Genomic DNA, 16,488 nt, shown 5'->3' with positions numbered 1-16,488 from the left:
TGGCCGTCCTTTATTTTAAAACATGAAATAACTTCATTCACGCAGAGTCTATGGTGGGAGAAGACAATTTGTGGTAAAATAGACATATAAAAAATAAGCAGATAAAGGAGGAGCGGTCATGGAAAAACGGAGACAGTCAGAGATACTTCGGGATATATTTGTAGAGAATTTTGAGATGGAGCCGGCAGGAATGCATCAGTTCACACAGTTGTTCGAAGTTACCAGTATCGAAGGCGTCGAGATTCCTAAGGGCATCAAGATCCTTATTAACTTTGACAATAGAGCAAAGGTGCGCATGTGTTCGGTACCCTTGGTGGACGGCGGATACACGGAGGAAGAAGATGATTACCGGTTTATGGGCAACCTGAATGTCTGGGTGATGAAGGGCAGGAAGACATTGAACTATGTCCACAAGCCTCACAACGGACCGGAATATGCCGCTAGAGAAAATACATTCAGCTTCCGGGAGATTCTGCAGCCAGTGTTGGAAAAAGTATAATAGACAGTGAAATGTACAGCAGTTTTACAGAGGCAGTTTACGCGGATGCGTAAGCTGCCTCTCTCTTGTATTGCCCACTTAAACATGTGCTACTTATAAGACATGAAAAGCGAGACTGCAAGTATCGCGATTGTTATTAGAAAATAGTATTTTGTTAATAGATTTTTGTGTTTTAATTGCAGGTAAAATAAAACGATTGTTAAACCACTCAAGATTCCGGCTCCCAAACAGAACTGGATGAAGCTGGATTTCAAAATAATGGCAATGACGCACAATAGGAACAGCATGACCGCGACAGGAATTATGGTAAACTGCGCAATTATCTCTTTATCAGAAAAGGGTAAGAACAGGCCTTCATTCGCTTTTTCTGAAATGCTGTCCAGCTGATGCAGCATGCTTTGAATGGTCAGTTGAAATACGGCCAGCATACCAAAGATGAGTAGAGAGTATCGCACCCCGGACTGCTCCAAAAACGGGAGAGACCAAAACACAGGGTTTTTATAAACGAAAAAAGTACCCACAAATATCACAATTCCTATTATTATTTTACTTTTTTCCAAACGAAAGATTGAAGTTTTAGACTTCCATATGAAAGGATATTTAGAAATAAACTTTTGGTTCAAGGTCCTGTTTTGCTGGGAAAGCGAAAATAGTTTTTTCTCCTCTGCATATTGACTTAATAAAAAAGTATTATTATGGTTCTGCGCGGCCAATATTTTCTCCATAAACATCATTTGCGCTTCATATTTGGGCCTGTTCAGATTCAGTACAAAGAGGGAATCTATCAGCAAAATGAGCCATAATAGGAACATTAGCATTACCACGTAGTGAGACAAGTACGATAAGAAAGGAAGCACCCAGAGGATAAGCCAAATCATTTTTGCCGCGTGCCTGATTTTACCTTTGCGGTGATAAATCTGCCAGCTTAATAAAGCAGTATTTTCCAGTAAACAGAATATAAACAGCTGAATTACAAAAAATTCCTTATTAAAATGAAAACCAGTTACACTGACAGAAAGGCAGAGGGATATTAGGATATGCTTAAATATTTTCCCCAGCATTTTAAGCCCTAACAGTTTCTTGATTTTCTTCTCCTCAAATAAATATAATGTGACCGGCTTCAAAATGAGAAAAGGTTTTATTTTTATAAAGCAGGAGTAAAAGGAATAAAGTAATAGGAAGAAATATAGAAAAAACAACCCTTTCAGATTGACTTGTTCTAATTCTTTCAGAACAGGGAGAAAGAGAACAACCGTCTGATAAGCAGCCACTCCTATTACGACAAAGAGGGCGAGCAGTGGAAACAACATGTTACAGAACAGGCGGCGATATTCCCGAATGCGATTTTGCAACAGCATTTTATAAACGTACATACCATACCTCCTTACTGAATCAAAGACAAATATATAGTTTCCAAGCTTGAATTTCCGGACAGGCCATATTTTTTAATTAATTCCTCTTTTGTCCCTGCTGCAAGCACTTTCCCGCCGTGCAAAAAAATGTATTTGTCACATATGTTCTCTGCCATGTCCAATAAATGTGTTGAGATTAGAATGGCTTTATTTTGTTGGCGGATTTCATTTAAAATACCCTTGAAAATACTGATCTGCTTTGGGTCAAGGCCGTTAAAAGGCTCATCGGCAATCAATATTTCATATTGCCTCAACAGTGAAATGGCTATCATCAGTTTTTGTAATGTCCCTTTGGACAGCATTCCCGGAACTTTATGCAAATGCTCCCGCAGATTTAGTTTTTCTACTAATGCTTCAATACTTGCTTCACTTTTTGGGTACAGCGCCTTGACAAAGTGTAAATGTTCGATAACGGTAAGCTCCTCATAATATAAAGGGGATTCGGGGACATAGGTGACGGGAAATCTGTTTCCGGTCAAAGAACGAATATTTTCTCCGTCTATGGTTATCTCACCTTTCTGTGGCTGTACCTTTTTGACGATGTTGTAAATGGTGGTCGTCTTTCCGGCGCCGTTGGCTCCCACAAGCCCTGTAATTTCGCCCCGGCAGATACCACAAGAAATATTAGTCAGGACAGGTGCATCCCCATATGAAAAGCTCACATTTTTTAATTCTAAATACATAATGGCTTCCTCCTGTTTGTATCTATAGCTTTCTTTGGCTTCAACATACACCTTAGACAAAGGTTAAGGTCAAGAAAAACATAGAGGAAATTAAAAAAGACGGGTCTGATATCAACCCGTCTCATTCATATATATCATTTTGGCGATGCATCCAAGCAAAAATACCGCGAGCAATAATATAAAAATCTGTAAGGCCCGATTCATGTATGTGAGACATATCGTAATATAGAACTGCACACTTAAGATGAGCACGAGCGTAAAGCCAATAATGCAGGAAAGCTGCTTGGATACAAAAAAGATACGCTGGATTTTATCTTGCTTTTTAATTTCTTCCAAACTATTTATATAAGCTTCCTTGTCACAGATTATTTGCTCGATCATGTCATCGGGCAAATCATCAATTCCCTTATCCACGAATTCCTGACATAAGATTAAATTTTGCTGAATTCTAGTTTCTTCTTTCTTTAAGTCTTCCAGATGTTTTGTCAAAATATCGGAGAGCTTTTCATCCTTCTCCAGACACACTTTAATATCCTTTATGGAAATGTCCAACATTCTTAATAATTTGATATAGTTTATCCGCTGAATGTCTGCTTCTGTATATTCTCTATATCCGTTCGAAAGATTGCGGGACGGATTTAGTAGTCCCTCTTTTTCATAAAAACGGATATTGTGGCTTGTAATGCCAGTTCGTTTTTCCACTTCTTTAATTTTCATTGGCTTTCCCTTGCAATCGCTGCAATGTCTCGAAGAATCCGGGGTAGGATACATCGACGCATTGGCTGTCTTTGATGGTGGTCAGTCCGTCGGCGGCCAGCCCCGCGACGGCAAATGCCATGGCAATCCGGTGGTCAAGAAAGCTGTCGATCTGGCCGCCGTGTATAGGATTGCCGCCCCGGATAATCATACCGTCCTCCGTAGGAGTCACGTCCGCTCCCATGTTGAGGAGGGCTTCTGTGGTAGTCTTGATACGGTCTGTCTCCTTGACTTTCAGCTCTGCGGCGTCCCGGATGACGGTTGTCCCGTCGGCGAATGCGGCTAATACGGCAATCATGGGAATCTCGTCGATCAGTGTGGGAATCGCAGCGCCCTCGACGGTGACAGCCTTGAGGGAGCTGCTTCTTACGAGCAGATCAGCCGTGGGTTCCCCGCTGTCGCTGTTGACATTCAGATAAGTGATATCGGCGCCCATGGCTTTCACCACATCGAGGAGACCGGCCCGGGTGGGGTTGATGCCTACATTTTTGATTAGAAGTTCGGAATGAGGGACGATCAGTCCGGCAGCGATAAAATACGCGGCGGATGAAATATCCCCGGGAACTTTGATTTTCTGGGCAAATAACTCTTCGCAGGGGCGGACGGAAGCAGTGGCACTGCCGTCTTTGTGGATGACGGCCGCTACATCCGCGCCAAAACTATTCAGCATCAGTTCCGTGTGATTCCGGGATAGTACGGGTTCCGTCACACTGGTAGTCCCGGAGGCATAGAGGCCTGCCAGTAAAATAGCCGATTTCACCTGAGCCGAGGCGACTGTGGACGTATAATCGATGCTGTGCAGGACCCCGGGGCGGATACGCAGCGGAGCACAGCCGCTGCCGTCAATACTTTCTATCTCAGCTCCCATTTCTTTTAAAGGACGGATGATGCGATTCATCGGTCTGGAATTCAAGGAGTCATCACCGGAGAGAAGGGATTCGAAGCCCTGCCCGGCCAAGATGCCGGAAATTAATCTGGTGGTAGTTCCGCTGTTGCCCACATTCAGTGTTCGGCGGGGAGCGGACAGACCGTGAAGCCCCTTGCCATGAACCAGTATTTTATCGGCCGTGTTTTCTATCTCAATGCCCATCTCACGGAAACAGCTGATGGTGGACAGACAGTCTGCACCTTGCAGAAAATGTGTAATTTCCGTAGTCCCCTTTGCCAGCGCGCCGAACATGACGGAACGGTGTGAGATGGATTTGTCGCCGGGGATGTCTACTTCCCCGCAAAGTCCTGTAGATGTTTTGATTTCCATAGATTGCTAACCTCTCATTTCTGTAGTAATTAACGTTCATATACAATGTAACGGTGGCGCTGAAGCAGTTCAGACGCTTTGTCACAGGAATCCCCGTCGTAGAATTCGATGCGGAGCACACCTTCTTCAAATTCCCGGTTGTGTACGATACCAATATTTTTCATACTGATAGCGTTGGAGGCCAGAATGGTGGCGATAGTGGCAATGACACCGGCCTCGTCAGGAATATCACAATAGATGGCGAATGCCTTTTTGATTGGGCCGGCAGAGCCGTCGGGCATAGAATTCCGGTAGCTGCGGGAATGGTCGAACATATCGTAAAGCCCCTGTGCGTCTTCCTGTTCCAACAAATTGCCGGCATCGGTCAGCATCTGGATGTAATCCCGAAGAATGCGTGAGATATTTGCTTTGTTCTGCACGCAGATGTGCTGCCACATGGTGGGGGAGGAGGAGGCGATTCTTGTGATGTCCTTGAAGCCGCCTGCCGCGAGATTCTTCATCAGCTCCTCTTTTGTATCGGCATCCCGCACAAAGTTCACAAGAGTGGCGGCGATAATGTGGGGCAGATGACTGATAGTACCGGTCACATAGTCGTGCTTCTTATAGTCCAGAATAACGGGGATTGCCTTTAAAGACGCCGCAAAATCGGAGTAGGCATCTATTTTTTCCTTGGGAATCAAAGCGGAGGGGGTCAGGATATAATAGGCATTTTCAATCAAGAGCGGCTTAGAGTTCGCGAATCCGGTCTTCTCTGAGCCGGCCATCGGATGGCCGCCTATAAAATATTTTTCCAGTCCCAGCCGGATGATTTCTTCATGTATGGGGGTCTTGACACTTCCTACATCGGTGAGAATCAAATCATCGTGCAGATAGGGTTTCATCTGCTTTAGGTATGCCGTGTTGAAAGCCACAGGGGCGCAGAGAAAAATAAAACGGCACTGTTTGAAATTGTCATCGATGGAAGTGCAGGCCACATTGATGATAGACTCTTGGGTGGCAAGTGCAAGTGTCTCTTTATTCTTATCGAAAGCAACAATCTCATAATCAGGATAATACCGGCGGATTGCCTTTGCGATAGAGCCTCCGATAAGTCCTAGTCCGATAAATCCGATTTTTGTCTGTTTCATGATTTCATGTCCTTTCGTGTTTTCATATTTTATTTTATGATATTGGGTCCCAAGGTTATCCAACCGCATGCAAGCATGCATTGGATAACCTTAGGACCCTGACATCATTTTATAGGAAAATACAGTTTCTGTCAATGATACATCGCTTTAAAGTGAGAAAGTGAATATCTTTGTTAAATATCAATAAAATAGTTGTAAGTATAGGGAATATTTAGTACAATATACACATGAGAAACTTACGAACAAGGAGGCAGCAGCATGAAGGTTTACAGAACGGATGAAATTAGAAACGTTGTCCTTTTAGGACATGGAGGAAGCGGAAAGACAAGCTTGGTTGAGGCAATGGCTTACGTGTCAGGAGCAACGAATCGTATGGGTAAGATTGATGACGGCAATACGATCAGTGATTTTGATAAAGAGGAGCAGAAAAGAAAGTTTTCAATCAGTACCGGGTTGATTCCAATTGAATGGGAAAAAGCGAAGATTAATATTCTGGATACACCGGGATATTTTGATTTTGTCGGCGAAGTGGAAGAGGCAGTCAGCGTAGCGGATGCGGCGGTCATCGTTGTATCGGGGAAGGCCGGTGTGCAGGTAGGTACAGAGAAGGCATGGGAGCTGTGCGATAAGTATAATCTTCCGCGTATGGTATATGTCACAGAGATGGATGTGGACGATGCAAGTTTCCGTCAGGTCGTAGAAGACCTCACCGCTAAATACGGCAAAGTGATCGCGCCTCATTTCCAGCCGATCCGTGAGAATGAAAAGCTGGTGGGATACGTGAATGTCATCAAGAATGCGGCAAGAAGATATACAGGAACCGGCCAGCGGGAAGAGTGCGAGATTCCGGATTACTGTCTGCCGAACCTGCAGATTTACCGCGAGAAGCTCTTGGAGGCCGTGGCAGAGACGAGTGAAGCTTTCATGGAGCGGTATTTCGAGGGGGATGAATTTTCTGTAGAAGAGATTCGCTCCGCCATGAGAACTGAAGTTATGGACGGAGACATCGTTCCGGTAGCTATGGGGTCTAATATTCAGGCACAGGGCGTTGCCAACCTCTTGTCAGACATCGTTCGATTTTTCCCGAGTCCTGACAGCCGCAGTTGTGCAGGAATCAACCGGAAGACCAACGAGATCTTTCAGGCTGACTATGATTTCGCAAAACAGAAGAGCGCTTATGTCTATAAGACCATGGTTGACCCGTTCATTGGTAAGTATTCGTTTGTAAAGGTATGCTCAGGTGTTCTTAAGGGAGAAGACGTACTTTACAATGCGGAATCCGATTCAGAAGCGAAGCTTGGTAAGATTTATACGATGTTCGGCAATAAGCCGATAGAAGTGAGCGAGCTTTTTGCGGGCGATATCGGCGCCATTGCTAAATTATCCAACACAAAGACGGGAGACACACTTTCGACAAAAGGCACACCGATTACATATGGAAGGACCGAATACTCCAAACCATATACATATATGAAATATATCGTGAACAACAAGGGCGACGAGGATAAGGTATCGCAGGCTCTCGCGAAGATGATGGCGGAAGATGTGACTCTGAAGGCAGTGAATGACAGTGAGAACCGCCAGAGCCTGATCTACGGTATGGGAGACCAGCATCTGGAAGTTGTGGCGAGCAAATTGGCGGAGAGATATAAAGTAGCCATCACATTGGAGACACCAAGAGTTGCCTTCCGTGAAACTATCCGTAAGAATTCCGATGTAGATACCAAATACAAGAAACAATCAGGAGGACATGGACAGTACGGACATGTCAAGATGAGATTTGAACCTTCAGGAGATTTGGAGGCGCCATATGTATTTGAAGAGGTTGTCGTAGGCGGAGCGGTGCCGAAGAATTATTTCCCGGCAGTGGAAAAGGGACTTCAGGATTCTGTTACCAAAGGGCCGCTGGCCGGTTATCCGGTAGTCGGAGTTAAGGCTACATTGTACGACGGCTCCTATCATCCGGTGGATTCTTCCGAGATGGCATTCAAGACAGCGACTGTGCAGGCGTTCAAAAAAGGTTTCATGGAGGCCGGGCCGGTACTATTGGAGCCGATTGCCTCTGTTAAGGTTACGGTGCCGGATGATTATACCGGCGACGTTATGGGAGACTTGAATAAGCGCCGCGGCCGTGTGCTTGGTATGAACCCAATCGCCGGAGGATATCAAGTGATTGAGGCGGATGTTCCGATGACGGGATTATTTGGATATTGTACAACGCTTCGCTCCATGACAGGAGGAAGGGGAACTTATTCTTATGAGTTTGCGCGCTATGAGCAGGCTCCGGCAGATATTCAGGAAAAAGAGATAGCAAAACGTGCTGCTGACGAGTAATAAATCAGTTTTCACATATCTGATTCAAATAACAGATAAAGCCGGGAGAAATCCCGGCTTTATCTATTGAACTCTCCAGTTAAAAGTGGTATGCTACGGTAGAAAACATATCTAATCTTATCAGTTAGTGTATGTAATTATATGAAGAGGGAAAAGTTGAGGAAGACCAGAGATGAAAATCGTGATTATTGGGGACGGCAAGGTTGGACACAAATTGACGAAACAGCTGTCAGAGGAAGACTATGATGTGGTATTGATCGATCAGAATGAGGGAAAGCTGAAAGAAGCGCTGAACAAACTGGATATTCTGTGTATCACCGGAGATGGTGCGGATGCAAGGATACAGAAGGAGGCGGGCGTTCCGACAGCTGATCTGGTAGTCGCGTGCGCATCCACGGACGAGCTAAATATGTTGAGCTGCCTTCTGGCAAAGCGCCTTGGGGCGAAGCATACGATTGCTCGTGTCCGGAATCCTATTTATTACCAGCAGATAGATATTTTGAAGGAAGATTTAAGGCTGAGCATGGCGGTCAATCCTGAACTTGCAGTGGCTATGGAAATCTCCCGTATCATTCTCTTCCCGGATACCGCAAAGGTAGAGACGTTTATGAAGGGGAAAGTTGAACTTATAGAATTTATTGTAAAAGAGCGAAGCCATCTGGACGGTGTTTCATTGGCGGAAATCAACCAGAGGTTCCAGATAAAAGTGCTTGTCTGTGCGGTCAAGAGAGGAAATGAAGTCATAATACCGGACGGAGAGTTTGTAATCCACGATGGCGACAGACTGCATATTGTCGCGTCACACAAGTACATAGAAGAATTTTTCCGATTCATTGGGAAACAGAGAAAAGTGAAGAATGTGTTGATCTGCGGCGGCGGGCGTGTAGGCTATTATCTGGCAAAACAGCTGCTGAATCTTGGAATGCAGGTCAAAATCATAGAAAAAGAACAGAAGAAGTGTGAAGAGCTATGTGATATGCTCCCGAAGGCAACTGTTATTCATGGAAACGCGGCGGATCATGATCTGCTGATGGAAGAAGGAATTGAGGAGGCAGATGCGCTTATCAGCCTTACGGGTGTGGATGAAGAGAACATCATTCTGGCACTTTTCGCGCGTACCAAAGGGGTAGACAAGATTGTGGCCAAGGTCAACGAAGACGGGCGGGCACAGCTTGTGGAAGAGCTGGGAATAGATGGCATTGTTTCGGCAAAGACGGCGACGGCAGATGCGATTATGAGTTATGTGCGTGCCAGACAGAATTCTCTGCGCAGTACGAATGTAGAATCCATGTATCAACTGGTAGGAGGACGCGTGGAGGCGTTAGAATTTATTATAAGGGGAGAGACGGATTACACAAATATCCCGTTGAAGGAGCTGCCTACGAAAGCAAATAACCTGATCGCGTGTATCGGCCGGGGAAGAAGCATTATTATTCCCAATGGAAATGATGTCCTCAAGGTAGGGGACAGCGTGGTTGTGGTCACAACAGAGAAGCGGGTTCAGGACATCACGGATATTATGGTGTAACAGGAGAAGAATAGACATGAATGTTAAAATGACTCGGTATATTATTGGCAAGATGATGGGCGTGGAGGGAATTCTCCTGCTGATTCCTATGGCCGTAGGAATGCTGCATGGGGAGGCGTCCGCCAGCTATTTTTTGGTAACATCTGGTTTGCTGATTGTATGTTTTATGATTTTTGGCAGGAAACGGCCTGAGAATACGGTCATCTATGCGAAGGAAGGCCTTGTGATTGTCGCTTCCGCATGGATTTTCTGGTCTATATTCGGGGCGCTTCCGTTTTTCCTGTCGGGTACCATCCCTAATTATATAGATGCATTTTTTGAGACGGTGTCTGGGTTCACCACCACGGGCTCTACCATTTTGACAGATATTGAGATACTGCCCAGAGGAATGTTGTTCTGGCGTTCACTTACGCACTGGATAGGCGGTATGGGCGTGCTTGTCTTTGTGCTCGTGATTACTTCTTTAGATGAGCGGAACTGCATGCACCTGATGCGGGCGGAAGTGCCGGGGCCGGAGGCAGACAAGCTTGTCCCTAAGGCACGTAATACGGCCCAACTTTTGTATGGTATGTACTTTGTGCTGACAGCCGCGGAAGTAATCCTGCTTTTATTTGGGGGACTGAACTTATTCGACAGTGTGACCCATGCTTTCAGTACGGCCGGTACAGGTGGGTTTTCCAGTTATAATGCCAGCGTGGGGCATTTTAACAGTGCGTATGTAGAAGGGGTAATTACAGTATTCATGATTCTTTTCGGAATCAACTTTAACTTATACTTCTTCTTGATTCTGCGGGATTTTAAAAGCGTTTGGAAAAATGAAGAACTGCGTACCTATCTGGGGATTATCGCGGCGGCGGTCGCTATTATCGTTATCAATATCACGCCCATGTACGAGTCTATAGAGAAGGCATTCAGATACGCATCTTTTCAAGTGGCCTCAGTTATCACGACAACGGGATTTATTACGGCTGATTTCAACTTATGGCCGGAGCTGTCCAAGTGTGTGCTGCTGATGCTGATGGTGGTCGGGGCCAGTGCGGGCTCTACCGGCGGCGGCATCAAGGTGTCACGTTTCCTGATTTTGTTGAAAAGCATAAAGCGGGAGATTAAGCAGATGCTTCATCCAAAGTCGGTGACGATTGTCAAGGTCAATGGGAAAAAAGTAAAAGAAGAAACAATGCGTGCTGTTTATGTATATTTTATCGCCTATATTTTGATAATGATAGTGTCAGTACTGCTCGTTTCGATAAATAATTTTGATTTTGAAACAACCTTTACATCAGTGCTTACAACTATGAACAACGTAGGGCCTGGTCTAGGACTAGTAGGAGCAGTAGAAAACTTTGCAAAATTTACGGGATTTTCCAAAATCATCCTATGTTTGGATATGCTGGTCGGCAGGTTAGAGATATTCCCGTTCTTAATGTTGTTTTCACCGGCTCTGTGGAGAAAGAAATTTTAGATAGGAGAGAGTATGAAGAAGAAAAACGTATTATTAAGCATCATAGTATTACTTTTAGTGGGCGGGATCTATTACTATGCGGCGCTGCCCGCAATGAACATCCACTCAGTCGATGTGTGGTATTTTGTGTTGTTCTTAGTGGCTGTAATAGGTGTGATCTATGCTATGCGCCGTGGAATCAAACGGGGTGAAATCAAGGAATCAAAGGTGCTCAAGGTGATTATCGGAGTGTTTGTCATTCTGCTGGTGGCTTATCTTGGAGGAAGCCTGTTGTCTTCTCCGATTGTCAACGCAAAGAAATATCAGAAGCTGTTGACGGTGGAGGAAGGGGAATTTACCAAGGATATCGAAGAGCTTTCTTTTGACCAGATTCCACTTTTGGATAGAGATTCTGCACAGATATTAGGAAGCCGCAAGATGGGAAGTATGTCTGATATGGTATCCCAGTTTGAGGTGGACGATATCTACAGCCAGATTAATTATCAAGACAGCCCGGTTCGTGTGTCACCGCTAAAATATGCCAATCTTATCAAATGGTTTACCAACAGAAGCGACGGTATTCCGGCATATATCCGAATTGACATGGCCAGTCAGACTACAGAGCTTGTTAAGCTTAAAGAAGGAATGAAATATTCCACCAGCGAGCATTTCGGCAGAAATATCTACCGGCATCTCCGCTTTAAACATCCTACTTATATATACGGTGAATTGAGTTTTGAGATAGACGACGATGGTGTGCCGTATTGGGTCGCTCCGGTAAAGAAGTTCAACATTGGGCTTTTTGGAGGCGAGACGGTAGGACGCGTAGTCTTATGCAACGCGATTACCGGAGAGACACAGGATTATCGTATCGATGAAGTGCCGGAATGGATTGACCGGGCATATTCGGCGGATCTTCTGGTACAGCTTTACGATTATTATGGTTCATTAAAACATGGATTTTTCAACAGCGTCCTGAGCCAGAAGGATTGCCTCAAGACAACTAACGGATATAATTTTCTAGCCATTGACGATGACGTGTGGGTATATACCGGTGTTACGTCAGTGAACAGCGACCAGTCGAATGTAGGATTTGTTTTGATGAATCAAAGAACTATGGAGACCAAATATTATCCAATCGAGGGGGCAATAGAGGACTCGGCCATGGCTTCGGCGGAAGGGCAGGTACAGAACCTAAAGTATGTTGCCACATTCCCGCTGCTCCTGAATATTTCAGGTGAGCCGACTTACTTCTTGGCATTGAAAGATGATGCGGGACTTGTGAAGAAATACGCGATGGTCAATGTGCAAAAGTATCAGCTCGTTGCAATCGGCGATACGGTCAGCGCCTGCGAAGAGCAGTACAATCAGCTTCTTCTCACGAACGGAGTGAAGGAGGCAGAAAAAGATACGCGGGAAGTAATGACGATCGAGGGGACGATTACGAAGATCGCACAGGGAGTCATTGAAGGAAATTCTCATTATTATGTAATGGTGGAAGGTTCTGATGAAATATTCGATGTATCGGTGGTCGATTTCATAGATATTATCAAGTATGAAGTGGGCGATAAGGTGACAATCGAGTACAAAGAGGGGCCAAAGGCCAATACCGTACTGTCCTTAGAGTAGAAAACGGAGGCAAAGTATGGAACTTAGCTTGTTGCTGGGAAAGCAGATAATAGCGCTGTTCTTGATTGGAGTAGTCGGTTATGCAATCGTCAAAATCAATCTTCTTCATACAGAAGACAGTCAGGTATTATCTAAGATATGTGTCTACGTGTGTTCGCCATGCGTCACGGTAGAAGCGTTTCAAATTGAATGTACGGCAAGCAAAGTGAAGGGACTGCTGCTCGCAATGGCTGCGGCAGCAGTCCTTCATTTTGTCTATATAAGCCTCACCAAAATATTGAGCAGACCGTTAGGGTTCAATTCGGTGGAGCGGGCTTCGATTGTGTATTCTAACGCCGGAAATCTAGTCATCCCTTTGGTGGCCGCCACATTCGGCACGGAATGGGTATTCTATACATCAGCCTACATAGCGGTGCAGACGGTATTGATTTGGACGCACGGCAAAGCCTTGATTTGCCACAGCGAGGACAATAGCCTGAAGAAAATAATCATGAATCCTAATATTATCGCGATGATCATTGGTGCGGTTCTTTTCGCCGCCAACATCAGTCTGCCGGATATTGTCGGAACTACGGTAAGCAGTCTGGGCAGTATGATTGGCCCGGTGAGTATGCTGGTAATCGGTATGCTGATTGGCAATGTCGATTTAAAGTGGGTATTCCGGCAGAAAAGAGTATATTTTGTGTGCCTGTTCCGGCTGGTTGTCCTTCCTGTGATTTCTATTTTTTTGATTAAGATAAGCGGCGCTGCCCGGCTTCATCCCGAGGCTGGCACGATTCTTTTGATTGTGGTTATAGCAGGAGCTTCCTCAGTCGCAGCTATGGTGACGCAGCTGGCGCAAGTGTTTGGCGGTGATGCAAAATATGCCAGCGTGATTAATGTGATGTCCGTTATATTTTGTGTTGTGACCATGCCTTTAATCGTGCTTTTATATGATTTTATTTTATAGGTTTTCGTGAGCACGACGCGCAGAGAAATCCGTAGGCATAGAGAGGCAAAGGTGTTGCAGACCCTAACATTATAGAATAAGAGGCGTATATCTATTTCCTGACAACCAGGTCATAGATATACGCCTCTCTTTTCTCTCTGTATGCAGAACACAGTAAACGGTGTTCCGGATTCTCTGTGTTTAGTTCAAGACCTTGCAGCCATCCAAATTCACATCGGTCAGTTCTTCGGTTCTTGCACTTACGCTCACATAAAACTCAATATTACAGTCTTCTGAAATCTTTTTCAGTTTTTCAATGAATTCAGGAATATTTTCGAGATTGATGTTCGCGTGCTTTAAGATGCCGTCGATGAAGATGGCCTGAATGTCATGGTCTGCACTTGTCATACCATAGATGAATCCCAGATACTCATCAATATTGGTAATCACTTCGTAATCAGCCATGCAGATTGCTCTGATGTTAAAAGAAAGGCTGTATGTATCGCGGTGGCTTTTTTTGATGAAAAATACATTGCCATCACAATTCTTTACAGCTTCATTTGCAAGTTCAATCATTTGTTGTGTCTTTCCGCTTCCTTTTGGGCCTGTTAATAAATTTACCATATCTTCAAGTCTCCTTTGTCCGTATATTTTGTACTAAAATGGTACTTTTTCTCTTGGATTTATTATACACTAATCACAATAAAGAAACAACCCATTTGTTTGGAAGTTTTATTTTTATAAGATTGAAATATTTGCTTTAAGGCTAGACTTTAGGAAATGGTGTATTATAATAATAGTTGGAAAAGAGGGATAACAATGACAAAAGTAAATATTATATCCGGTTTCTTGGGAGCCGGGAAAACAACCTTTATTAAAAAATTGATTGCACAGGTTTTTCAGGGCGAAAAACTGGTGTTGATTGAAAATGAATTTGGTGAAATTGGAATTGACGGCGGATTTTTAAAAGATGCGGGTGTAGAGATAACGGAAATGAATTCCGGCTGTATCTGCTGTACTCTCGTAGGGGATTTCAGCAGGGCGCTTCAGAAAGTCCTGAAGGAATACCGGCCTGACCGTGTCATTATCGAGCCGTCGGGAGTAGGAAAGCTCTCGGATGTGGCGAAGGCCATTGAGGGAGTGAAGGAAGAGGCGGATATTGAGATTGACGGCAGCATAACAGTTGTAGACGGCAAGAAGGCAAAGCTGTATCTGAAAAATTTCGGAGAATTTTTTGAAAATCAAGTAGCACATGCCTCCACAATCGTAATCAGCAGGACACAGATGATGAGCGAGGAAAAGCTGGAAGAATGTGTACATGTGCTGCGGGAAGCAAATGAGACAGCAGCTATTATCACAACTCCGTGGGACGAGCTGTCCTGCGAGGCGGTACTTCACGCACTGAATCATTGCGGGGCTATTGAAGAAATCCTGCATACACATCAGGAACATGAGCATGGAGAGGATTGCGGCTGCCATGAACACCACCATGAGCATGGAGAAGGCTGCGGCTGCCATGAACACCACCATGAGCATGGAGAGGACTGCGGGTGTCATGAGCATCGCCATCACCACGCGGATGAAATATTTACAAGCTGGGGCAGAGAGACGGCTCACAAATACACAGAGGAGGAGATGGATTTTATCCTGAAGGCGCTGTCGGAGACAACGGGGTATGGAACCATTCTCCGGGCAAAGGGAATCGTGCCCATGGAAGACGGCAGCTGGAGGCAGTTCGACATGGTTCCGGAGGAATACGAAGTGAGAGAAGGCCAAGCCGATTATACAGGGCGTATCTGTGTGATAGGGACGGGATTGAAAGAAGAGCAGCTGGAACAGCTGTTCCATATCTGATGCAGGAGGAAAATATTGTGACACCGGTTTATATATTGACAGGGTTTCTGGACAGCGGAAAAACTACGTTTGTCAAAGATACATTGATGAAGCAGGACTGGATTGAGGATGGGCCGACGCTTCTGCTGACTTGCGAGGAAGGCGAAGAGATGTATTCAGACAATTATCTGGATGAGAACGGGATGTTTCTATTTCCTATAGAAGAGAGAGAGCAGTTGAACAAAGCTTTTTTTGAAAACTGTGAGCGTATCTATCATCCGGCACAGGTGGTGATCGAGTACAACGGAATGTGGGATTTGCAGGAGATTATACAGGAGAAGTATCCCGGCAATTGGGAGATTCAGGGCGTCTATTCCACAGTTAATGGACAGACATTGGATATGTATCTCACGAATATGAGAAATCTTCTCATGAATCAGCTGACGGAGTCTGAGCTGATTGTAATCAACCGCTGCGCGGAGGGGACAGACCGTTCCGGTTTCCGCCGGGCCTTGAAAGTTCAGAATCCACAGGCGCAGCTTATCTTTGAGGATGTGGACGGCAACATCATCCCTCAGACCGAAGAGGACCTTCCCTTTGACATTAAGGAAGACAAAATCACTATTGGGGATATGGATTTTGGTGTATGGTATGTGGACGCCTATGAACATCCTGAACATTATCTCCATAAGGAGCTTACTTTTCTGGCGCAGACGTTCCGTCCAAACGGGATGGCCGCGAATATGGTGATTCCGGGGCGCTTGATTATGGCTTGCTGTGCGGAGGACATCCGATTTTATGGATATCCGTGTAAAGTGGAACAGCCTGTGAGCCTGACACAGCGGGGCTGGGAAAGAGTGACGGTCCGGTTCGAGTATGAGGAATGGAATGGGACAGGACGGAAGCAGCCGGTTCTCTATCTAATTAAGACAGAAAAAGCAGCACGGCCGGAGGAAGAGGTTGTCTATCTGGGATAAAGGGAGGCAAATCTGATAGCCTGCTGCTGCCGATATCTGACAAATCCTGTCAACGTGCATATCTTAATACTGTATAGTGTTTC

The 16,488-nt window shown here is 45.0% G+C and carries 14 protein-coding genes; 8 read left to right on the top strand and 6 right to left on the bottom strand.

Annotated elements, in window-relative coordinates; all coding sequences use genetic code 11:
• Positions 1-118 precede the first annotated feature (118 nt).
• Positions 119-499 carry a hypothetical protein gene (locus tag BN6465_RS13295; protein WP_066736065.1) on the top strand — a complete coding sequence of 127 codons (381 nt, stop codon included), beginning with the start codon at positions 119-121 and terminating at the stop codon, positions 497-499.
• Between the two features lie 89 nt (positions 500-588).
• Here BN6465_RS13295 and BN6465_RS13290 read toward each other — a convergent pair whose 3' ends face one another.
• From BN6465_RS13290 to BN6465_RS13270, 5 genes are all read right to left on the bottom strand, one after another.
• Complete coding sequence (locus BN6465_RS13290) at positions 589-1,224, bottom strand: hypothetical protein (RefSeq protein ID WP_207645257.1); 636 nt, start codon at positions 1,222-1,224, stop codon at positions 589-591.
• Positions 1,225-1,883: 659 nt separating this feature from the next.
• Positions 1,884-2,594 carry an ABC transporter ATP-binding protein gene (locus tag BN6465_RS13285; protein ID WP_066736063.1) on the bottom strand — a complete coding sequence of 237 codons (711 nt, stop codon included), beginning with the start codon at positions 2,592-2,594 and terminating at the stop codon, positions 1,884-1,886.
• A 111-nt stretch (positions 2,595-2,705) separates the two neighbouring features.
• A complete protein-coding gene (locus tag BN6465_RS13280) occupies positions 2,706-3,311 on the bottom strand; it encodes a helix-turn-helix domain-containing protein (RefSeq protein WP_066736062.1) in 606 nt (201 codons plus the stop codon).
• On the bottom strand, positions 3,301-4,608 hold the full coding sequence (aroA, locus tag BN6465_RS13275) for a 3-phosphoshikimate 1-carboxyvinyltransferase (protein ID WP_066736061.1): 1,308 nt from the start codon (positions 4,606-4,608) through the stop codon (positions 3,301-3,303). The genes BN6465_RS13280 and aroA overlap by 11 nt, the downstream gene beginning before the upstream one ends.
• Positions 4,609-4,637: 29 nt before the next feature.
• Positions 4,638-5,804 carry a prephenate dehydrogenase/arogenate dehydrogenase family protein gene (locus BN6465_RS13270; protein ID WP_154670260.1) on the bottom strand — a complete coding sequence of 389 codons (1,167 nt, stop codon included), beginning with the start codon at positions 5,802-5,804 and terminating at the stop codon, positions 4,638-4,640.
• 189 nt (positions 5,805-5,993) lie between these two features.
• On the opposite strand from BN6465_RS13270, the gene BN6465_RS13265 reads away from it, so the two are divergent.
• The 5 genes from BN6465_RS13265 (at position 5,994) to BN6465_RS13245 (ending at position 13,616) form a co-directional block, all read left to right on the top strand.
• Positions 5,994-8,069: an elongation factor G gene (locus tag BN6465_RS13265; RefSeq protein ID WP_066736058.1), complete on the top strand. Its 2,076-nt coding sequence runs from the start codon at positions 5,994-5,996 to the stop codon at positions 8,067-8,069.
• Between the two features lie 172 nt (positions 8,070-8,241).
• A complete protein-coding gene (gene trkA, locus BN6465_RS13260) occupies positions 8,242-9,597 on the top strand; it encodes a Trk system potassium transporter TrkA (RefSeq protein ID WP_066736057.1) in 1,356 nt (451 codons plus the stop codon).
• 16 nt (positions 9,598-9,613) lie between these two features.
• Positions 9,614-11,059, top strand: a complete 1,446-nt coding sequence (locus BN6465_RS13255; RefSeq protein ID WP_066736056.1) for a TrkH family potassium uptake protein — start codon at positions 9,614-9,616, stop codon at positions 11,057-11,059.
• A gap of 12 nt (positions 11,060-11,071) precedes the next feature.
• On the top strand, positions 11,072-12,667 hold the full coding sequence (locus tag BN6465_RS13250) for a hypothetical protein (protein ID WP_066736055.1): 1,596 nt from the start codon (positions 11,072-11,074) through the stop codon (positions 12,665-12,667).
• 16 nt (positions 12,668-12,683) lie between these two features.
• Positions 12,684-13,616: an AEC family transporter gene (locus tag BN6465_RS13245; protein WP_066736054.1), complete on the top strand. Its 933-nt coding sequence runs from the start codon at positions 12,684-12,686 to the stop codon at positions 13,614-13,616.
• A gap of 180 nt (positions 13,617-13,796) precedes the next feature.
• Here BN6465_RS13245 and BN6465_RS13240 read toward each other — a convergent pair whose 3' ends face one another.
• Positions 13,797-14,219: a P-loop NTPase family protein gene (locus BN6465_RS13240; RefSeq protein WP_066736052.1), complete on the bottom strand. Its 423-nt coding sequence runs from the start codon at positions 14,217-14,219 to the stop codon at positions 13,797-13,799.
• A 195-nt stretch (positions 14,220-14,414) separates the two neighbouring features.
• Here BN6465_RS13240 and BN6465_RS13235 point away from each other — a divergent pair, with 195 nt between their 5' ends.
• Together BN6465_RS13235 and BN6465_RS13230 are read left to right on the top strand one after the other, a co-directional pair.
• A complete protein-coding gene (locus BN6465_RS13235; protein WP_066736050.1) occupies positions 14,415-15,449 on the top strand; it encodes a CobW family GTP-binding protein in 1,035 nt (344 codons plus the stop codon).
• Between the two features lie 17 nt (positions 15,450-15,466).
• Entirely contained in the window at positions 15,467-16,405 is a 939-nt protein-coding gene (locus BN6465_RS13230; protein ID WP_227183384.1) for a TIGR03943 family putative permease subunit, read from the top strand.
• The last annotated feature ends 83 nt before the right edge of the window (positions 16,406-16,488 follow it).

This window comes from Bariatricus massiliensis (assembly GCF_900086725.1).
In the GTDB taxonomy this organism is placed as follows: Bacteria; Bacillota; Clostridia; order Lachnospirales; family Lachnospiraceae; genus Allocoprococcus; species Allocoprococcus massiliensis.
Note: the sequence above shows the minus strand (reverse complement) of the source record. Positions and strands in the feature narration are given on the sequence as shown.